Origin of the sequence: Paractinoplanes abujensis (assembly GCF_014204895.1) — a bacterium.
GTDB lineage: Bacteria > Actinomycetota > Actinomycetes > Mycobacteriales > Micromonosporaceae > Actinoplanes > Actinoplanes abujensis.
Genome location: NZ_JACHMF010000001.1, coordinates 7,364,574 through 7,380,520 on the forward strand (window position 1 = coordinate 7,364,574; position 15,947 = coordinate 7,380,520).

17 protein-coding genes are annotated in these 15,947 nt (G+C 70.4%); 9 read left to right on the forward strand and 8 right to left on the reverse strand.

The window, feature by feature from the left end:
* Positions 1–76: 76 nt before the first annotated feature.
* Entirely contained in the window at positions 77–886 is an 810-nt protein-coding gene (locus tag BKA14_RS33765; RefSeq protein ID WP_239092594.1) for an SRPBCC family protein, read from the forward strand.
* 63 nt (positions 887–949) lie between these two features.
* On the opposite strand, the gene BKA14_RS33770 is transcribed toward BKA14_RS33765, so the two are convergent.
* Both BKA14_RS33770 and BKA14_RS33775 read right to left on the reverse strand, forming a co-directional pair.
* Positions 950–2,365 carry a PAS domain-containing sensor histidine kinase gene (locus BKA14_RS33770; RefSeq protein WP_239092593.1) on the reverse strand — a complete coding sequence of 472 codons (1,416 nt, stop codon included), beginning with the start codon at positions 2,363–2,365 and terminating at the stop codon, positions 950–952.
* A 57-nt stretch (positions 2,366–2,422) separates the two neighbouring features.
* Positions 2,423–2,635, reverse strand: a complete 213-nt coding sequence (locus tag BKA14_RS33775) for a DUF7455 domain-containing protein (protein ID WP_184954818.1) — start codon at positions 2,633–2,635, stop codon at positions 2,423–2,425.
* Positions 2,636–2,929: 294 nt separating this feature from the next.
* On the opposite strand from BKA14_RS33775, the gene BKA14_RS33780 reads away from it, so the two are divergent.
* Positions 2,930–3,334, forward strand: a complete 405-nt coding sequence (locus tag BKA14_RS33780) for a response regulator (RefSeq protein WP_184954819.1) — start codon at positions 2,930–2,932, stop codon at positions 3,332–3,334.
* Here BKA14_RS33780 and BKA14_RS33785 read toward each other — a convergent pair.
* Both BKA14_RS33785 and BKA14_RS33790 read right to left on the reverse strand, forming a co-directional pair.
* Positions 3,292–4,074: a class I SAM-dependent methyltransferase gene (locus tag BKA14_RS33785; RefSeq protein WP_184954820.1), complete on the reverse strand. Its 783-nt coding sequence runs from the start codon at positions 4,072–4,074 to the stop codon at positions 3,292–3,294. The two genes, BKA14_RS33780 and BKA14_RS33785, sit on opposite strands and share 43 nt — an antisense overlap.
* A 2-nt stretch (positions 4,075–4,076) precedes the next feature.
* Positions 4,077–4,832: an SDR family oxidoreductase gene (locus tag BKA14_RS33790; RefSeq protein WP_184954821.1), complete on the reverse strand. Its 756-nt coding sequence runs from the start codon at positions 4,830–4,832 to the stop codon at positions 4,077–4,079.
* A 124-nt stretch (positions 4,833–4,956) separates the two neighbouring features.
* On the opposite strand from BKA14_RS33790, the gene mshA reads away from it, so the two are divergent.
* From mshA to BKA14_RS33810, 4 genes are all read left to right on the forward strand, one after another.
* A complete protein-coding gene (mshA, locus tag BKA14_RS33795) occupies positions 4,957–6,222 on the forward strand; it encodes a D-inositol-3-phosphate glycosyltransferase (RefSeq protein ID WP_184954822.1) in 1,266 nt (421 codons plus the stop codon).
* Positions 6,216–6,701: a type III secretion system chaperone family protein gene (locus BKA14_RS33800; RefSeq protein ID WP_184954823.1), complete on the forward strand. Its 486-nt coding sequence runs from the start codon at positions 6,216–6,218 to the stop codon at positions 6,699–6,701. The genes mshA and BKA14_RS33800 overlap by 7 nt, the downstream gene beginning before the upstream one ends.
* Before the next feature lie 84 nt (positions 6,702–6,785).
* Positions 6,786–7,664 carry a hypothetical protein gene (locus tag BKA14_RS33805; RefSeq protein ID WP_239092592.1) on the forward strand — a complete coding sequence of 293 codons (879 nt, stop codon included), beginning with the start codon at positions 6,786–6,788 and terminating at the stop codon, positions 7,662–7,664.
* 358 nt (positions 7,665–8,022) lie between these two features.
* Positions 8,023–8,523 (forward strand): GNAT family N-acetyltransferase, encoded by a 501-nt coding sequence (locus BKA14_RS33810; RefSeq protein WP_184954824.1) that lies wholly within the window; start codon positions 8,023–8,025, stop codon positions 8,521–8,523.
* A gap of 163 nt (positions 8,524–8,686) precedes the next feature.
* Here the strand turns inward: BKA14_RS33810 and BKA14_RS33815 are convergent, their stop codons facing one another.
* Positions 8,687–9,904, reverse strand: a complete 1,218-nt coding sequence (locus BKA14_RS33815; RefSeq protein ID WP_184954825.1) for an MFS transporter — start codon at positions 9,902–9,904, stop codon at positions 8,687–8,689.
* A gap of 42 nt (positions 9,905–9,946) precedes the next feature.
* Complete coding sequence (locus tag BKA14_RS33820; protein WP_239092591.1) at positions 9,947–11,236, reverse strand: MDR family MFS transporter; 1,290 nt, start codon at positions 11,234–11,236, stop codon at positions 9,947–9,949.
* Positions 11,237–11,370: 134 nt separating this feature from the next.
* Here BKA14_RS33820 and BKA14_RS33825 point away from each other — a divergent pair, with 134 nt between their 5' ends.
* Positions 11,371–12,117: a phosphoglyceromutase gene (locus BKA14_RS33825; RefSeq protein ID WP_184954827.1), complete on the forward strand. Its 747-nt coding sequence runs from the start codon at positions 11,371–11,373 to the stop codon at positions 12,115–12,117.
* Positions 12,118–12,190: 73 nt separating this feature from the next.
* On the opposite strand, the gene phoU is transcribed toward BKA14_RS33825, so the two are convergent.
* Positions 12,191–12,844 carry a phosphate signaling complex protein PhoU gene (gene phoU, locus BKA14_RS33830; protein ID WP_184957130.1) on the reverse strand — a complete coding sequence of 218 codons (654 nt, stop codon included), beginning with the start codon at positions 12,842–12,844 and terminating at the stop codon, positions 12,191–12,193.
* A gap of 200 nt (positions 12,845–13,044) precedes the next feature.
* Here phoU and BKA14_RS33835 point away from each other — a divergent pair, with 200 nt between their 5' ends.
* Both BKA14_RS33835 and BKA14_RS33840 read left to right on the forward strand, forming a co-directional pair.
* On the forward strand, positions 13,045–14,334 hold the full coding sequence (locus tag BKA14_RS33835; protein WP_184954828.1) for a sensor histidine kinase: 1,290 nt from the start codon (positions 13,045–13,047) through the stop codon (positions 14,332–14,334).
* A 31-nt stretch (positions 14,335–14,365) separates the two neighbouring features.
* Positions 14,366–15,049, forward strand: a complete 684-nt coding sequence (locus BKA14_RS33840) for a response regulator (protein ID WP_020512993.1) — start codon at positions 14,366–14,368, stop codon at positions 15,047–15,049.
* Positions 15,050–15,058: 9 nt separating this feature from the next.
* Here BKA14_RS33840 and BKA14_RS33845 read toward each other — a convergent pair whose 3' ends face one another.
* Positions 15,059–15,922: a DUF3109 family protein gene (locus BKA14_RS33845; protein WP_239092590.1), complete on the reverse strand. Its 864-nt coding sequence runs from the start codon at positions 15,920–15,922 to the stop codon at positions 15,059–15,061.
* Positions 15,923–15,947: the final 25 nt, after the last annotated feature.

A 15,947-nucleotide genomic window follows, 5' to 3' on the forward strand; every position in this document is an offset into this window, starting at 1 on the left:
ACCGGCCGCTGTCCGTAGCCGTCTCCGTACTCTCAGTCATGCCAGCAGTTGGACGCGTAGGCATGGGAGAGAAGCGATGAGCATGGTTCAGCAGGCCATCGAGGTGAGTGCGCCGTTGCACACGGTGTACGAGCAACTCGCCGCGTTCGAGAACTACCCGCAGTTCATGAGCGGCGTGCAGCAGGTGACCGCGACCGGTCACGACCGGACCCACTGGGTCATGGACGTGGAGGGTCACCGGCGCGAGTTCGACGCGCAGATCACCGAGCGCACGCTGGATGAGCGGGTCTCCTGGTCGACCATGGACGGGCCCCTGCTCGCCGAGACCATCACCCTGCGACCCATGGGCGAGATGAAGACCCAGGTGGTGGCGCAGCTGGAGGCCGATGTCGCCTTCCTGATGCCGAACGACCGGCACGGCCAGGCCTCGCTGACCAAGCGCCTGAAGTCCGACCTGACCACCTTCAAGAGCCTGGTCGAGAACGGCCGGCTCGGTGCCAGCACGAAGAAGCTGGCCCGCCCGGTGCCGTCCCCGGCGGCGGTCGCCGCCCGCGCCAAGAACCGCGCACACCCGGGCGCGGGCTGGGGCACCAGCGCCGGTGAGCACAGCAACGCCAGCCGGGCCGACCTGCCGTATCACGGTCTGTCGGCGTCCACGATGGCCACTCGCGTCGACATCACCTCGGCGCCCGGCATCAACGACTCGCACGACCTGGACGACGTGCTGGCTCCCGGGCGCCGGATCGGCCGGCCCGGCGCCGCCGGTGCGGGTGTCGGCGGGGCCGCCGGTGCCAGCGCCCGGATGGGCGGCCGGACCGACCACCAGGACGTCTGGGGCGACGGCATGATCAACGAAGAGGACCGGGGCAGCGCCCACGACTGGTAGTCGCCGTTCGTAACCGACCGACCGACCGACCGCCCGCCCGCTTCCCGCGTGGCGGGCGGTGCGCTATCCGGCTGCTGACTCCCAGGTCACGATCAGCCGGGCCCCGTGCGGGTCCGCGTGCTCGTAGCGCACGGCGCCCCCGTTGGCCTCGACCAGGTGCCGCACGATGAACAGCCCCAGCCCCGAGCCGCGCATGAACCGGCCGAACAGGTTGGGCAGCAGCTCGTCGGGGATGCCGTGGCCGCTGTCCTGGACGATCAGGTCGACCTGCTCGCCGTGCCGCGCCGCCGAGATCACGATCGGCGCGGCCCCGTACGCGACGGCGTTGGTGACCAGATTTTGCAGTACGGCGGTGACGTGGCCCCGGTCGGCCAGCGCGGCCGGCTCGTCGTCGATCTCGATCAGCACCTCGTCCGGAGCCGCCGTCGACGCCGCGGCGACCCCGGCCGCCACCTCGTGCAGGGGCACCGGGACCCGGCGCGCGGTGATCGAGCCCATGTCGAGCCGGAACAGCAGCTGCAGATCGTTCATCATCTTGATCAGCCGCTGGGTGTTCTTGTCGATCTTGGTGGCGAGCTCCAGCCGGATGTCGTCGGGCAGATCGGCCCAGTCGGCGTGGAGCAGCTCGGCCAGGCTGGCGATCGAGCTGATCGGCTGCGCGACGTCATGGGTCAGCATCGCCGTGAGGTCGTTCTTGAAGGTCAGCGCCGTCTCGAGCCGGGTGTTGGCCTCGCGCAGCCGGGCGTTGCCGCGCTCCAGTTCGGCCGCCTTCTCGCTGAGCGTCTCCTCGGCCCGCTTGCGGTCGGCGATGTCGACGTACGTCGCCACGTAGGCCCGGGGCGTGCCCTGCTCGTCCGGAATGGGGGCCACGCTGGCCAGCACCGGCACCGAGCCGCCGTCGACGCGGGGGAGCAGCCAGTCCCCGCCGGACGCGGGCGGGACGGGTGGGGGGTCGAGGCGTACGGGTTCGTCGGCGTCGTGGCCGGTGAGCTCGCGCCAGCGGCGGTTCACGTCGATCAGCCGGTAGTTGGCGTCGAGCACCATGACGGCCTCGTTCATCGACTGGAACAGCGTGTCGGTGAACCCGGCGAGCTCACGCCGGCGGCGGTCGGCGCCTACCAGCGTACGGATCAGCTGGCCGAGCAGCACGAGCACGGCGATCGCGAGCAGGGTGGCCGCGGAGGCGGCAGCGTGCCGGGGAAACGCGGCCAGGCAGAGGGCGGCCGCGGCGAGCGTCAACAGGATGGCCGAGCCGTGCACGACCCGGCCGGCGGACCGGCTGTGCACCGGGAGCGCTTGCAGCAGCAGAGCGACTCCGGCCGGGACGAGCGCGGCCGCCGGATCGGCGAGGAAGCCGTCCGGCGGAGCGCCTTTCAGTGACATGAGCAGGGCCGTGGTGCCGAAAACGGTGACCGCGACGCCGGCACAGCCCGCGGTCAGACGGGAGAGCCTGCCCAGATCACGCGCCGCATCATGCACGTAATCCCCTCAATATCCGAGGAAAGGAGCATAACGCGGCGTATGCGGGTCAAGCGGTTACTTTCCGGCCCACTCGTAGCCGTCCTCGAGGACGATGCGCTCGGCCACCTTGACGATGTCCTCGTGGTGACGGTTGCCGTGGTGTCCGCAGAACGCCAGCTCGCCGCCGCTGGACAGCGTGACCACCAGCTTGGCGGCGGCGCTGCAACGGTCGCAGCGCTCGGTCAGCGAAGCAACGGTAGTGATCTCGGGCGACAGCAGGCTGGACATATCGCTCTCCTTGCTCAGTGGCGGTGTGTAGCGGTACGAGGTGTCAATCGGTCTCGCGCCGCGCCGCTTTAGCTGTTCTGTTCGATCTTCCAGGGCCGTCCGGCGGGGCCGCCGGTGTTGCAACCCAGGTGCAACCGGGTCACCCCCAACGATGCCCTGAACCCGGCCCGGACATGCGTTGCCGTACGGGTGAAGTCACTAACAAATGCAAAGACCGGACCGCGCAACCTGCTGCCGATAGCGTGAGAGCGCGAACCGGCACGGAACGTGACATCAGAACCACCAGGAGGATCCATGTCGCAGGCGCCCGCACCCGAGACGCGGCCCACGGTCCTGGTCGTGGACGACGAGGAAGACCTGCGCGACATCATGCGGCGGATGCTCGAGCGCCGCGGCTTCGCCACCCTCATCGCCGGCGACTCCCAGCAGGCCATCGCCGCCTGCCGCGAGCATCCTGGCGACATCGACATCCTGGTCACCGACCTGGGACTGCCCGGCGTCTCGGGCGGCGAGCTGTCCCGGTCGGCCACCCAGCTGCGGCCCGAAATGAGCGTCGTCTACATCTCCGGGCTGCCCAAAGAACTGGCCGTCGCCGACGGTCTCATCGGCGAGGACGCGCTGCTGGTCAAGAAGCCGTTCAGCAGCGAGGTGCTCGTTCAGACGCTGCGCTCGGTGCTGGGCGAGGACGACGAAGCGTAGGGCACGGTCAGCTCGCCCAGCCGCCAGCGGGCCGGCCCGTCGAGCACCGGCCAGCCCTCCGCGCGCATCCGCCGGCAGGTCGCCAGCCAGCGCTGCCGCGGTCCGAACGGGGTCGCCTCGGTCTCCCAGGCCCGGCCCAGCGCCCGCAGCAACGTGTGCACGGGCTCGCCCGGCACGTTGTGGTGGATCAACGCCTTGGGCAGCCGCTCGGCGAACGTCGCGGGGTGCTCCAGATCGGACAAACGGGCGGAAAAAGTGAGCGTCGCCGGTTCCCCTGCCTCGACCACGGTCCACGTCGCGATCCGGCCCAGCTCGTCGCACGTGCCCTCGACCAGCACGGCCCCGGTCGCGGTCATCGCCGTCCAGGCCGCGGCCACCTCGTCCTCGGCGTACTGCCGCAACACGTTGAACGCGCGCACCACCACCGGGCGCAGACCGGCCAGCTCGAAACCGCCGCGCCGGAACAGCAGGTGCGGGGGCTCGGCGTGCGGCTGGGCGGCCGCCACCCGTACGGGATCGATCTCCAGACCCACCACCGTGACGTCGGGACGCACGGCGGTGGCCAGCCGGCTGCGCAGCTCGACGGCGGTGACCGGGGTGGCGCCGTAACCCAGGTCGATCACCAGCGGATCGGCCGCCGCCCGCAGCAGCTCACCGCACCGGTACGCCACGTAGTTGTCGACGCGACGGAGCCGGTTGGGATTGGTCGTCCCCCGGGTGATCGCGCCGACCGGCTTCACGACTACTTCTCCCGGTGCACCTTGTGCTGGGCCGCCTGCGCGATGGGACGCACCACGATGCGGTCCAGGTTCACGTGCTGGGGGCGGGTCGCGGCGTACGCGATGATGTCCGCGATGTCGTCGGCCACGAGCGGTTCCCGTACGCCTTCGTAGATCGCGTCCGCCCGGGCCTGATCACCGCCGAACCGCTTGAGCGAGAACTCGTCGGTGCGCACCATGCCCGGATCGACCTCGATGACCCGTACGGGCTTGCCCGACAGTTCCAGCCGCAGCGTGCCGACCAGGGCCGTCTGGGCGTGTTTGGCCGCTGTGTAGCCGCCACCACCCTCGTAGACCGTGAACGCCGCGGTCGAACCGACCGTCACGATCGTCCCCGCCCCGCTCGCCTCCAGAGCCGGGAGCAGCGCCTTGGTCGTCCGGAGGGTGCCCAGCACGTTCACGTCGTACATCCACTGCCAGTCGTCGACCGCCCCCGCCGCCACGGGGTCGAGCCCCTGCGCGCCGCCCGCGTTGTTGACCAGCAGCGTCACCGGGCCGCCGAGACCGCCCACCGCCGTGGCCAGCGCCGCCACCGACTCGTCGGACGTGACGTCGCACTCGACCGCGGTGGCCGCGGGCCCGATCTCCGCGACCAGCGCGGCCAGCCGATCGGCCCGCCGGGCCGCCGCGACGACGTGAAATCCCTCGGTCGCGAGGCGGCGGGCGGTGGCCGCCCCGATGCCGCTCGACGCGCCCGTCACCACTGCGATGTTCTGCATCCCCCCATGATTCCCGATGACTTGAGTCACCCCCGACCGGCGGCATGGTGGTTCAGCGGGTCCGGGCGGGGAAGATTAGTGACTGCGCAACAATTTGCGCGACCCAGGTCCAGGAGGCGAAATCGTGGCAGAATGGCCGACCCCGCGGCGCATCGCCACCCTCTCGGTTCACACGTCCCCGCTCGAGCAGCCGGGCACCGGCGACGCCGGCGGCATGAACGTGTACATCGTCGAGGTGTCGAAGCGGCTGGCCCGCCTCGGCGTCGAGGTCGAGATCTTCACCCGCGCCACCCGCAGCGAACTACCCCCCGTCGTCGAGATGACTCCCGGCGTCACGGTCCGGCACATCACGTCGGGCCCGTTCGAGGGGCTGTCGAAGGAGGAGCTGCCCGCCCAGCTCTGCGCGTTCACCAACGGCGTGCTGCGGGCCGAGGCGGCCCGTCCACCGGGTCACTACGACCTGATCCACTCGCACTACTGGCTCTCCGGGCAGGTCGGCTGGCTGGCCCGGGAACGCTGGGGCGTGCCGCACGTGCACACGGCGCACACCCTGGCCAAGGTCAAGAACAGGCTGATCGCGGCCGGTGACCGCCCCGAGCCCAAGGCCCGGGTGATCGGCGAGGAACAGGTGATCGCCGAGTCCGACCGGCTGGTCGCCAACACCCGGTTCGAGGCGCAGGACCTGGTGACCTACTACGACGCCGACCCGGCCCGCACGGCCGTCGTGCAGCCCGGCGTCGACCTCGGCCGGTTCTGTCCCGGCCCGGCCGACCGGGCCCGGTTCGGGCTGCCCGAGCGGGGCAAGGTGGTCGCGTTCGTGGGCCGGATCCAGCCCCTGAAAGCACCCGACGTGCTGGTCTCGGCGCTGGCCGACATGGCGCCCGACTCCCGGCTGGTCATCTGCGGCGGCCCGAGCGGCTCCGGGCTCGACCGGCCGAGCGCACTGATCGAGCTGGCTGCCTCGCTCGGGGTCAGCGACCGGGTCGTCTTCCTGCCCCCGCAGAACGGCGCCGGGCTGGCCGCCCTCTACCGCAGCGCCGACGTGGTGGCCGTGCCGTCCTACAACGAGTCGTTCGGGCTCGTCGCGCTGGAGGCGCAGGCCTGCGGCACGCCGGTGGTGGCGGCCGCGGTCGGTGGGCTGGTCACCGCCGTACGTCATGGGGTGAGCGGGGTGCTGGTCGACGGGCACGACCCGCGGGAGTGGGCTCACCGGCTCGACGACCTGCTGGCCGCGCCGCGTGAACTCCGGCGGCTGTCGGCCGGGGCGGTCGCGCACGCCGCCGGCTTCTCCTGGGACCGTACGGCCGAGGGGTTGCTCGCCGTCTACCGTGGGGCGGTGACCGAGCACCGCGCCCTGATCGCCGAGCGCCTGGAGGCGTACGCATGGTGACCGATCTGATCGAGAAGGTGCTGACCGACCGCGAGCTCGAGTGGGAGAGCACCGGCCCCGGCGCCTACGTCGTCACGCTGCCCGGCACGCACAAGCTCAAGACCGCGGTCAACCTGATCGCCGGCGAGCACGCGCTGCGCATCGAGGCATTCGTCATGCGCCGTCCCGACGAGCGGCACGAGGAGCTGTGGGCGTGGCTGCTGCGCAGAAACGCCCGCATGTACGGGGTCTCGTTCTCCATCGACGCGGCCGGTGACGTCTACCTCACCGGGCGGGTGTCGCTCGGCGGCCTCGACGAGGACGAGCTCGACCGGCTCCTCGGGTCGGTTCTGACGTACGCCGATGAATCGTTCGACACGATGCTGGAGATCGGCTTCGGCACGTCCATCCGGCGCGAGTGGGAGTGGCGGGTCAAGCGCGGCGAGTCGCTGGCCAACCTGCAGGCGTTCAAGCACCTCGCGCCCTCCCCCGAGGACTGACCGTCCTCTTTGCGCGGGTTCATCGGTCCGGTTCCGGGTAGTGGAGCGGGGATAGGAATACGCCGATCAGGAGAGGTGAGTGGCGTGGCCGCCCCCAAGACAGCCAAGAACCGGACCAGCCGCAACGACACCCCCAACACCCCCGACGTGAGCGAGAGCAAGATCGCTCGGATGAAGGTCGACGACCTGCGCCGCGAACTGAAGAGTCGCGGCGTGAAGGGCACGGCCGACCTCAAGAAACCCGAGCTGGTCGACAAGCTGATCAAGGCCGAGGTCAAGGCGACTTCGGGTAAGCGCTCCGGAAGCAAGAATCCGACCAGCGGCAACGACACCCCGAACACCCCCGAGGTGAGCGAGACCAAGATCTCGCGGATGAAGGCTTCGGAGCTGCGGACCAAGCTGGCCCGTCGAGGCGTCAAGGGCACCGCCGACATGAAGAAGCCCGAGCTGGTCGAGAGATTCGTCAAGGCGGAGCTCAAGAAGAGCTCGTCGGCGAAGGCGGGCACATCGGGAAAGACCGGTACGTCGGCCAAGAAGAGCACGTCGGCCAAGACCGGCACGTCGGCCAAGAAGACCGCGTCGGCCAAGGCCGGCACTTCGGGCGGCAAGCGTACGGGCAAGAAGACCTCGTCGTCCGTCGACTACTCGCAGGAGATCACGTCGACCTCCGATCGGCCCGAGCGCGACGGGCGCAGCCTGGTCACCACCGACCACGAGGTGATCCGGCAGTGGGCCAAGGCGCGCAAGGCCGTGCCGTCCACCGTCGCCGGCACCCAGCACGACGGTCACCTGGGCGTGCTGCGGTTCGACTTCCCCGGCTACTCCGGGGATCGGCTGGTGGAGGTCAGCTGGGCCGAGTGGTTCGAGGCCTTCGACAAGCGCCGGCTCAACTTCATCTACCAGGAGCGCCGGTCGGGCGGCGGGCGCAGCAACTTCTTCCAGCTCGAGAACCCCGACGAGTGACCCTTATCCGACCAATTCGGTAGGCCGGATGTGGGACAGGTCATCCGCCGATCGGCCAATTGTCGATGACTGTGATGGTGCAGACAGATGGCGGACAGCCAGTTGGCTTGTCTGCCTTGACTGCCCCAACTAGCGTAATCAATGGACGTCGGACCGTTAGTTCGGGGAACTGGTTGATCGGAGACGATCGCCGCGGCCGACGTTTGGGGACGGGTGGCATATGCCGTTGGGGGACGGCGCGACCCGAGACCGGCGGTTAGTGCGGGCGACGCCTATGGGGATGGGCGTCGTCCGCCGCCGCCGGTGCCAAGCGAAGACGGCCTTCCGGGCCGTCTTTTTCTGTCACTAGGGTCGGGCCATGCCTGAGCTGCAGCCGTTGCGCGCCGATCATGCCGCCGCGGTCCTGACCTTCGAGCGGGCCAACCGTGCCTACTTCGCGGCCTCGGTCACCGACCGCGGCGACGGCTACTTCGACGGGTTCGCCCAGCGGCACGCGGCCTTGCTGGCCGAGCAGGCGGCCGGCGTGTGCGCGTTCTACGTGCTCGTCGACGACGACGGCACGGTCATCGGCCGCTTCAACCTGTACGACATCGAGAACCACTCCGCGGACCTCGGCTATCGGGTGGCCGAGCACGTCTCCGGCCGCGGCATCGCCACCGCGGCCGTCCGCGAACTGTGCACCCTGGCCGCGACCAGGCACGACCTGCACAAGCTGCGGGCGGCCACCGCCCACGAGAATGTCGCCTCCCGCCGGGTGCTGACCAAGGCCGGATTTGCCCCGGCCGGCCCGGCCACCCCAGCCGATCTGGGCGGCAAGCAGGGCACGTGGTTCGAGCGCAACCTGACATCCCCGCGCTGAAGCCGCCACCGCGCGACACTCCCACCGTCGGCGCCACGAGGATGCCAGGGCTGTCCGGCGGTCAAGCCGGTGCTGCCGCGGCACCCGTACCGGACCTGGGTGGAGGTGCCGGCCCGATCCGTTTGCGTCGACTCCGGCTGGGGCCAGGCCGATACGCCGCCTTCTATCGCAGGTCTGCGGTCACCGACGTGTCGGCCCGGATGGCGGCGGCCCGGCGTTCCCGTGGTGGCCCCGCCCACAGGTGCAGGCCCGCGGCGGCCGCGCCCAGTGCGCCCACGACGAGCCAGTGGGCGTCGCCCAGGAATTCCAGGCCGGCGCCGCCCAGGGCGGGGGCCAGGAACGACGCGGCGGGGAAGGTCAGAAAGAACACCGCCTGGTAGCGGCCGCGCAGCGCCAAGGGGGCCAGCTCCGAGTTGATCTCGGCGTTGGGTGGAGCGGCCAGCATGCTGCCGACCGTCCAGATCACCGCGGCCAGCAGGTAGACGGCGAGGTGGTCGGCCACCACCAGCAACCCGAATCCGAGGCCGTCGACGAGCAGGGCCAGCGCGAGCACCCGATGTTTGCGGCGGCCGTCGATCAGCCGGGGCACGAAGAGTTGCCCGAGCACGATCAGCGCCCCGCCGAGGGCGACCACCGAGCCGTACGCGGACGGGGACAGTCCGTCGGCGTGCATGGCCAGCGGGACGATGGTCTGGCTCTGGGTGTAGATCAGCGCCTGGATCAGGGTCAGCGCCACGAAGACCAGGAAGATCCGGTCTTTCAGGACGGTGCCGAACCCGGCCCGGGTAATGGTGACCGGGCGGCGCAGGGTCTCCGGCACCTTCCAGGCGATCAGCAGGCCGGTGACCAGGGTGCACGTCGCGTCGATGAGGAACAGGCCCAGGTAGCTCCACTGGGCGAGCAGCCCGGCCAGCAGCGAGGCCCCGGCCAGCCCCAGGTTGAGCGCCCAGAACTGCAGGTTGAAGGCGCGCGAGCGGTTCTCGGCGGGGGTCACGTCGATGATCGCGGCCACGAACGCCGGGCCGGCCATCGACTGGGCCACCCCGAGCAGGGTGCAGAGCACCGCGATCAGCACGAGTTCGCTGCTCAGGGCCAGGGCGACCAGCGCCGCGACGGTGCCGAAGTGCGAGGCCAGCAGCGTACGGCGACGGCCCCAGCGGTCGGTCAGGACGCCCCCGGCCAGGGTCCCGGCCAGACCTCCGATCCCGTAAGTCCCCACGATGAGCCCCGCCTGCGCGGTCCCGGCGCCGCGCTGCGAGGTCAGGTAGAGCGAGAGGAACAGGATCGCGAAACCGCCGACCTTGTTGATCAGCAGGCCGGTCCAGAGATACCAGTACGTGGCGGACAGCCCGCCGGCCGTGTCACGCAGCCATGCCCGCACCCGGAACTCCCGCAATAGGCAACCGTCTTAACTGATCGGACGTTACCTGGCGGGCAGCTCGGCCGGAGCGTCGGCCACCGGCTCGGCGACCGACGGGACGGGCGCGGGCGGCTCGAAGGTCGTAGCCGGCGCGAGCTGCCGCATTCGCCGCTGCCGGCTCGGCCCGGCCATCAGATGACCGGCCGCGACCAGCGCGCACACGAGGAAGCAGCCGATCCACAGGGCCGTGTTGCCCAGGTGTTCCTGGGTCAGGCCGCCCATCACGGGGGCCAGCGCGGTGCCGGCCGACCAGCTGAGCGAGTTGAGCCCCTGGTAGCGGCCGCGCATCGAGGCCGGGGAGAGGGCGGCGACGGTGGTCGCGTTGCTGGGCGACTGAATCATCTCGCCGAGCGTCCAGATCACCACGCTGAGCGCGAAGAACCAGGACGCGTGGGCGAACGCGGTGAGCCCGAAGCCCACGCCGATGATCAGCGAACCGAGCGCGAGCACCCGGGCCGGGTCGCGGCCGCCGATCAGCCGGGGCACGAACAGCTGCCCGAGCACGATGAGCACGCCGTTGACCGCGATCACCCAGCCGTACGTCGCCGCCGACAGGCCCTCGGCAGTCATCGCGATCGGCAGCGTCGACATGTGCTGCATCATCACGGCGATGCCGCCCAGCGAGACCAGCAGATAGGCCATGAAGACGCGGTCGGTCAGCACGGCGATCATGCCGCCCGAGTGGCGGGGCCGGGAGTCGCCGGGGGATCGGGCGGGCCGGGTCTCGCGGATGAAGATCAGGCAGATGACGGCGGTGACCAGGGTCGTGCCCGCGTCGACGACGAAGAGCAGCAGATAGTCGACCTTGGCGGCGAGCCCGGCGCCGACCGCGGAGAGCGCGAAGCCCAGGTTGATGGCCCAGTAGTTGAGCGAGAAGGCCCGCACCCGGTCGGCCTCGGGCACGACGTCGACCATCATGGCCGAGAAGGCCGGCCGCACGGCCTCGCTGAACAGGCCGAGCGCGAAGGTCGCGACGAGGATCTGGGGGTAGTGCTGGGCGAAGCCGAGCGCCAGCATGAGGGCGGCCGCGCCGAACTGGGCGGTCAGCATGGTGGGTTTGCGGCCCCAGCGGTCGGCCAGCACGCCGCCCAGCGTCGTGCCGAGCGCGCCGCCGACGCCGTAGAGGCCGATGACCAGGCCGGCCTGGCTCTGCGAGAAGTGCCGGTCGGCGGTCAGGTAGATGGCCAGGAAAATGACCACGAACGAGCCCAGGCGATTGATCAGCGTGCCGGTCCAGAGCAGCCAGAACTGCCGGGGCAAGCCCCCCACGGCCTGGTCGAACCAAACCCGCACGTCGTTCCCCCGTAAGTAGCGCCGAGCCCTTATTCCCTTACAACCTAGGTGCCGCCGCAACCGGGTTTCCATGTGGTGGTCACCACTTCGGGGTCGCGGCCCGCGGGGAAAGGGCCTGCGGCAGGATGGAGGCCATGACAGGGACTTTGGTGCTGCTGCGACACGGCAACAGCGAGTGGAACGCCAAGAACCTCTTCACCGGCTGGGTCGACGTCGACCTCGACGCCAAGGGAGAGGCCGAGGCCCGCCGTGGTGGCGAGCTGCTGAAGGAGAGCGGCGTGCTGCCGGACGTGGTGCACACCAGCGTTCTGCGCCGCGCCATCCGGACGAGCGAGATCGCCCTGCACATCGCCGACCGCCACTGGATCCCGGTGAAGCGGTCGTGGCGGCTCAACGAGCGTCACTACGGCGCCCTGCAGGGCAAGGACAAGAAGCAGACCCTCGAGACGTACGGCGAGGAGCAGTTCATGCTCTGGCGCCGGTCCTACGACGTGCCGCCGCCGCCGATCGAGGCCGGCTCGGAATACTCCCAGTTCGACGACCCGCGCTACGCCTTCCTGCCGTCGGAGGCCAAGCCCAAGGCCGAGTGCCTCAAGGACGTGCTGGTGCGGGCCCTGCCCTACTGGTACGACGAGATCGTGCCGGACCTGCGCGCCGGCAAGACGGTGCTGGTGGCCGCGCACGGCAACTCGCTGCGGGCCTTCGTGAAGCACCTCGACAGCATCTCCGACGAGGCGATCTCGAAGCTCAACATCCCGACGGGGATCCCGCTGCGCTACGACCTCGACGACGACCTGCGCCCGCTCAAGCCGGGCGGCGAATACCTCGACCCCGAGGCGGCCAAGGAAGCGGCGGCTGCGGTCGCCAACCAGGGCCGCTAGAAAAGCTGGACGGCAAGAGGCCGGGACGCCCCCGTGGCGTCCCGGCCTCTGCGCGACCAGGCGAGCGACTGGCTCAGCTCTGGTCGCCCACCGGCTCTCCGGTGATCAGGTACACGAGCTGCTCGCCCACGTTGACCGCGTGGTCGGCGTACCGCTCGTAGAAGCGGCCCAGCAGCGCGCCGTCGATCGCGGTCTCCGCGCCGTACGGCCAGTCGTCGTCCAGCATGATTTTGAAGAGCTTGCGCTCCAGCTCGTCGATCTCGTCGTCCTGGTGCTCCAGCTTGGCCGCCAGCTCGGCGTCGGGCTTGGCCAGCAGGTTGGCGATGCTCTCGGCCATCTGGTCGGCCACCTCGGCCATGCCCTGGAAGACCGGGCGCAGCTCGGCCGGCACGGCGGGCGACGGGTGCCGCCGCTTGGCCGTCTTGGCCACGTGCTCGGCCAGGTCGCCCATCCGCTCCAGGTCGGCCGAGATGTGCAGGGCCGTGATGACCATCCGCAGGTCGGAGGCGACCGGGGCCTGCCGGGCGATGGTGTCGGCCACCTTCGCCTCGACCTGGCTGTTGAGCTCGTCGACCTCGTGGTCGCGCTCGATGACGGCCTCGGCCGCCTTGAGGTCGGCGGTGAGCAGGGCCTTGGTCGCCTTACGCATCGCCTCTCGGACGGCCTCCGCCATGGTGACCATCAGGCGGCTGACCTCGTTGAGATCGGCCTGAAACTCCTCGCGCATGTCCTCGTCCCGGGGTTCGGTGGGGCCGTCCCGTAGCGGGGGCACGACCTTGGGCTGGTCTACAAACTATGCGGGCCTGGCGGCGCTCTCGTGAACAGCGATGAACGACGCCGGGCGCAGTGGTGAACATTATTCGACACGCGCCCGGTTTGTCCGGATCATGGTAGTAGCCAGGTAAACAATGACCCTACGATCGCACCGTGGACCTGGCGTACGGCATCCCGCTGATTCTCGCCGCGCTCGTCATCGGCGTGGCCGGGGGCGTGTTGATCACCCGTGCCCGCCAGTCGCCGAGGCCGGGCGAAAAGTCCCGAAACCGGCCGCACGAGGGGGGACGCGCCATAGACACCGACGAGCCGCATACCGGCAAGCAGGGCATGAAGGGGCTCGGTCGCAAGAGCCTCGACTCGCTGCGGGTCGGCGTGGTGGTTCTCGACGCTGAGGACCACCCGGTGCTGGTCAACCCGGCCGCGCGGGCGATGGGCCTGCTGCGTTCGGGCGGGGCGCCGGGCACGATCGCGGCCCACCCCATCCTGCGCACGCTGGCCGGCCAGGTGCGGCGCACGGGCGTACGGCGGGAAGTCGAACTCGACCTGCCCCGGGGCCGGGCCGGTGCCGCCCAGGCTCCGCTCGGGCTGCACCTGCGGGCCGTCGCGCTCAACCAGACGCACGTCGCGGTCGAAGCGGCCGACGTCACCGAGTCGCACCGGCTGGCCCGGGTCCGCCGTGACTTCGTGGCCAACGTCAGCCACGAGCTCAAGACCCCCATCGGCGCGCTCCAGCTGCTGGCCGAGGCGCTGCTCGACGCGACCGAGCTGCCCGCGGCCGACCCGGCCGAGGCGCAGAACGAGGACCTGCTGGCCGCGCGGCGGTTCGCCGAGCGCATCCACCACGAGTCGGCCCGCATGGGTCGTCTGGTCAGTGAGCTGCTCGAGCTGACCCGGCTCCAGGGCGCGGAGCCGCTGCCCACCCCCGAGCCGGTCTCGGTCGACTGGGTGATCGCCGAGGTGATCGACCGCACCCGCACCACGGCGTCGGCCAAGACGATCGAGGTCGTCTACAACGGCCCCAAGGGCGGCACGGTCTACGGCAGCGACAGCCAGGTCGCCACCGCGGTGACCAACCTGGTGGAGAACGCGATCGCGTACTCCGGGGAGGACACCAAGGTCGAGCTCACCCTGCGTCAGGACGACGACTGGGTCGAGATCGATGTGGCCGACCAGGGCATCGGCATCGCGCCCCACGACGTCGACCGCATCTTCGAGCGTTTCTACCGTGCCGACCAGGCGCGTTCCCGCTCCACCGGCGGGACGGGCCTGGGGCTGGCGATCGTCAAGCACATCGCGACCAACCACGGGGGCCGGGTCAGCGTGACCAGCAGCCTGGGCGACGGCTCGACGTTCACTTTGCGCCTACCGGCACGACCCCCCGAAGCCCCCTTGCCGTTACCGACGGCAATTGAGATCGAGTCCGGTTCGGCCGGACGCTAGTCCCGGCAACCGGAAGATGGAAGGAACCACATTGGCCCGCGTGCTCGTGGTCGAGGATGAGGAGTCGTTCTCCGACGCCCTGTCGTACATGCTGCGCAAGGAGGGCTTCGAGGTGTCGGTCGCCCCGACCGGGACCTCGGCGCTGACGCAGTTCGACCGGACCGGTGCCGACATCGTGCTGCTCGACCTCATGCTTCCCGAGATGTCCGGCACCGAGGTGTGCCGTCAGCTGCGGCAGCGTTCCGCCGTGCCGATCATCATGGTCACCGCCCGGGACAGTGAGATCGACAAGGTCGTCGGCCTGGAGATCGGCGCCGACGACTACGTGACCAAGCCGTATTCACCGCGCGAGCTCGTCGCCCGGATCCGGGCCGTGCTGCGCCGTCAGGGCACCGAGGCCGCTGAGGTCTCGACGCCGACGCTGGCCGCCGGGCCGGTCCGGATGGACGTCGAGCGGCACGTCGTCACCGTCGACGGCGCCGGCGTGCAGCTCCCGCTCAAGGAGTTCGAGCTGCTCGAACTGCTGCTGCGCAACGCCGGCCGGGTGCTCACCCGCGGCCAGCTGATCGACCGGGTCTGGGGCGCCGATTACGTCGGCGACACCAAGACCCTGGACGTGCACGTCAAGCGGCTGCGCTCCAAGGTGGAGCCCGAGCCCTCGGCGCCGCGTTACATCGTCACGGTGCGCGGCCTGGGCTACAAGTTCGAGCCCTAGGCCGGCCCGCTACGACTTCGGGGGTGCGGCGGGCTCACGTCCGCCGCGCTTCTTGGGTCCCTCGGCCGCCGCGGTCGCTGGGTGCACCGCCACCACGCCGGCCTTGAGCCGGGCGTCGCACAGCTCGGCCAATTTCCCGTACGCCGGTTGGCCGATCAGCGCGATCAGCTCGGGCGCGTACGAGATGTACATGGGGTCGCTGCCCACGTGGGCCTCGGGCGACGAGGTGCACCACCAGTCGAGGTCGTGCCCGCCCGGCCCCCAGCCGCGCCGGTCGAACTCGGCCAGCGTCGACTGCAGCACCTTCGACCCGTCCGGGCGCTTGATCCAGTCTTGTTCCCGGCGTACGGGCAACTGCCAGCACACGTCGGGCTTGTACTCCAGCGGGTGCTTGCCGTCGCGCAGCGCCTGGGCGTGCAGCGCACAGCCGCCGCCCCCGGCGAAGTCGGCGTCGTTGAGGAACACGCACGGCCCGTCGGTGGACTGGATCGCCGTGCGCCGGGCCGGCTTGGCTCCGTCGATCGTGTCCACCTCGGTGTAGTTCTTGAAGCCGCGGCGGTAGTGCTGCCAGTTCTCCGGGGTCAGCCGCTGGGCGGCGGCCTTGACCCTGTTCTCGTCGTCGGCGTCGGTGAAGAACGCCCCGTGCGAACAGCAGCCGTCCTGCGCGCGACCGGCCACGATGCCGTGGCAGGCCGAGCCGAAGACGCAGGTCCAGCGGGACAGCAGCCAGGTCAGGTCGGCCCGTACGAGGTGCTTCTCGTCATCGGGGTCGAGGAACTCGATCCACTCACGAGGAAAGTCGAGGTCGACCTCGGCGGGGCGTTCCGCTGCCGCGGGGTCGAGGGTGATGCGGATCGGGGTACGGCGGCTCACTCGCGACAGCGTACGCGCGCAGGTG

Bases quoted from the DNA above. Each gene is read 5' to 3' on its own strand.
- BKA14_RS33765 (WP_239092594.1), top strand. From the start codon at position 77: ATGAGCATGGTTCAGCAGGCCATCGAGGTGAGTGCGCCGTTGCACACG.
- BKA14_RS33775 (WP_184954818.1), bottom strand. From the start codon at position 2,635: ATGTCCAGCCTGCTGTCGCCCGAGATCACTACCGTTGCTTCGCTGACC.
- BKA14_RS33780 (WP_184954819.1), top strand. From the start codon at position 2,930: ATGTCGCAGGCGCCCGCACCCGAGACGCGGCCCACGGTCCTGGTCGTG.
- BKA14_RS33790 (WP_184954821.1), bottom strand. From the start codon at position 4,832: ATGCAGAACATCGCAGTGGTGACGGGCGCGTCGAGCGGCATCGGGGCG.
- BKA14_RS33800 (WP_184954823.1), top strand. From the start codon at position 6,216: ATGGTGACCGATCTGATCGAGAAGGTGCTGACCGACCGCGAGCTCGAG.
- BKA14_RS33810 (WP_184954824.1), top strand. From the start codon at position 8,023: ATGCCTGAGCTGCAGCCGTTGCGCGCCGATCATGCCGCCGCGGTCCTG.
- BKA14_RS33825 (WP_184954827.1), top strand. From the start codon at position 11,371: ATGACAGGGACTTTGGTGCTGCTGCGACACGGCAACAGCGAGTGGAAC.
- phoU (WP_184957130.1), bottom strand. From the start codon at position 12,844: ATGCGCGAGGAGTTTCAGGCCGATCTCAACGAGGTCAGCCGCCTGATG.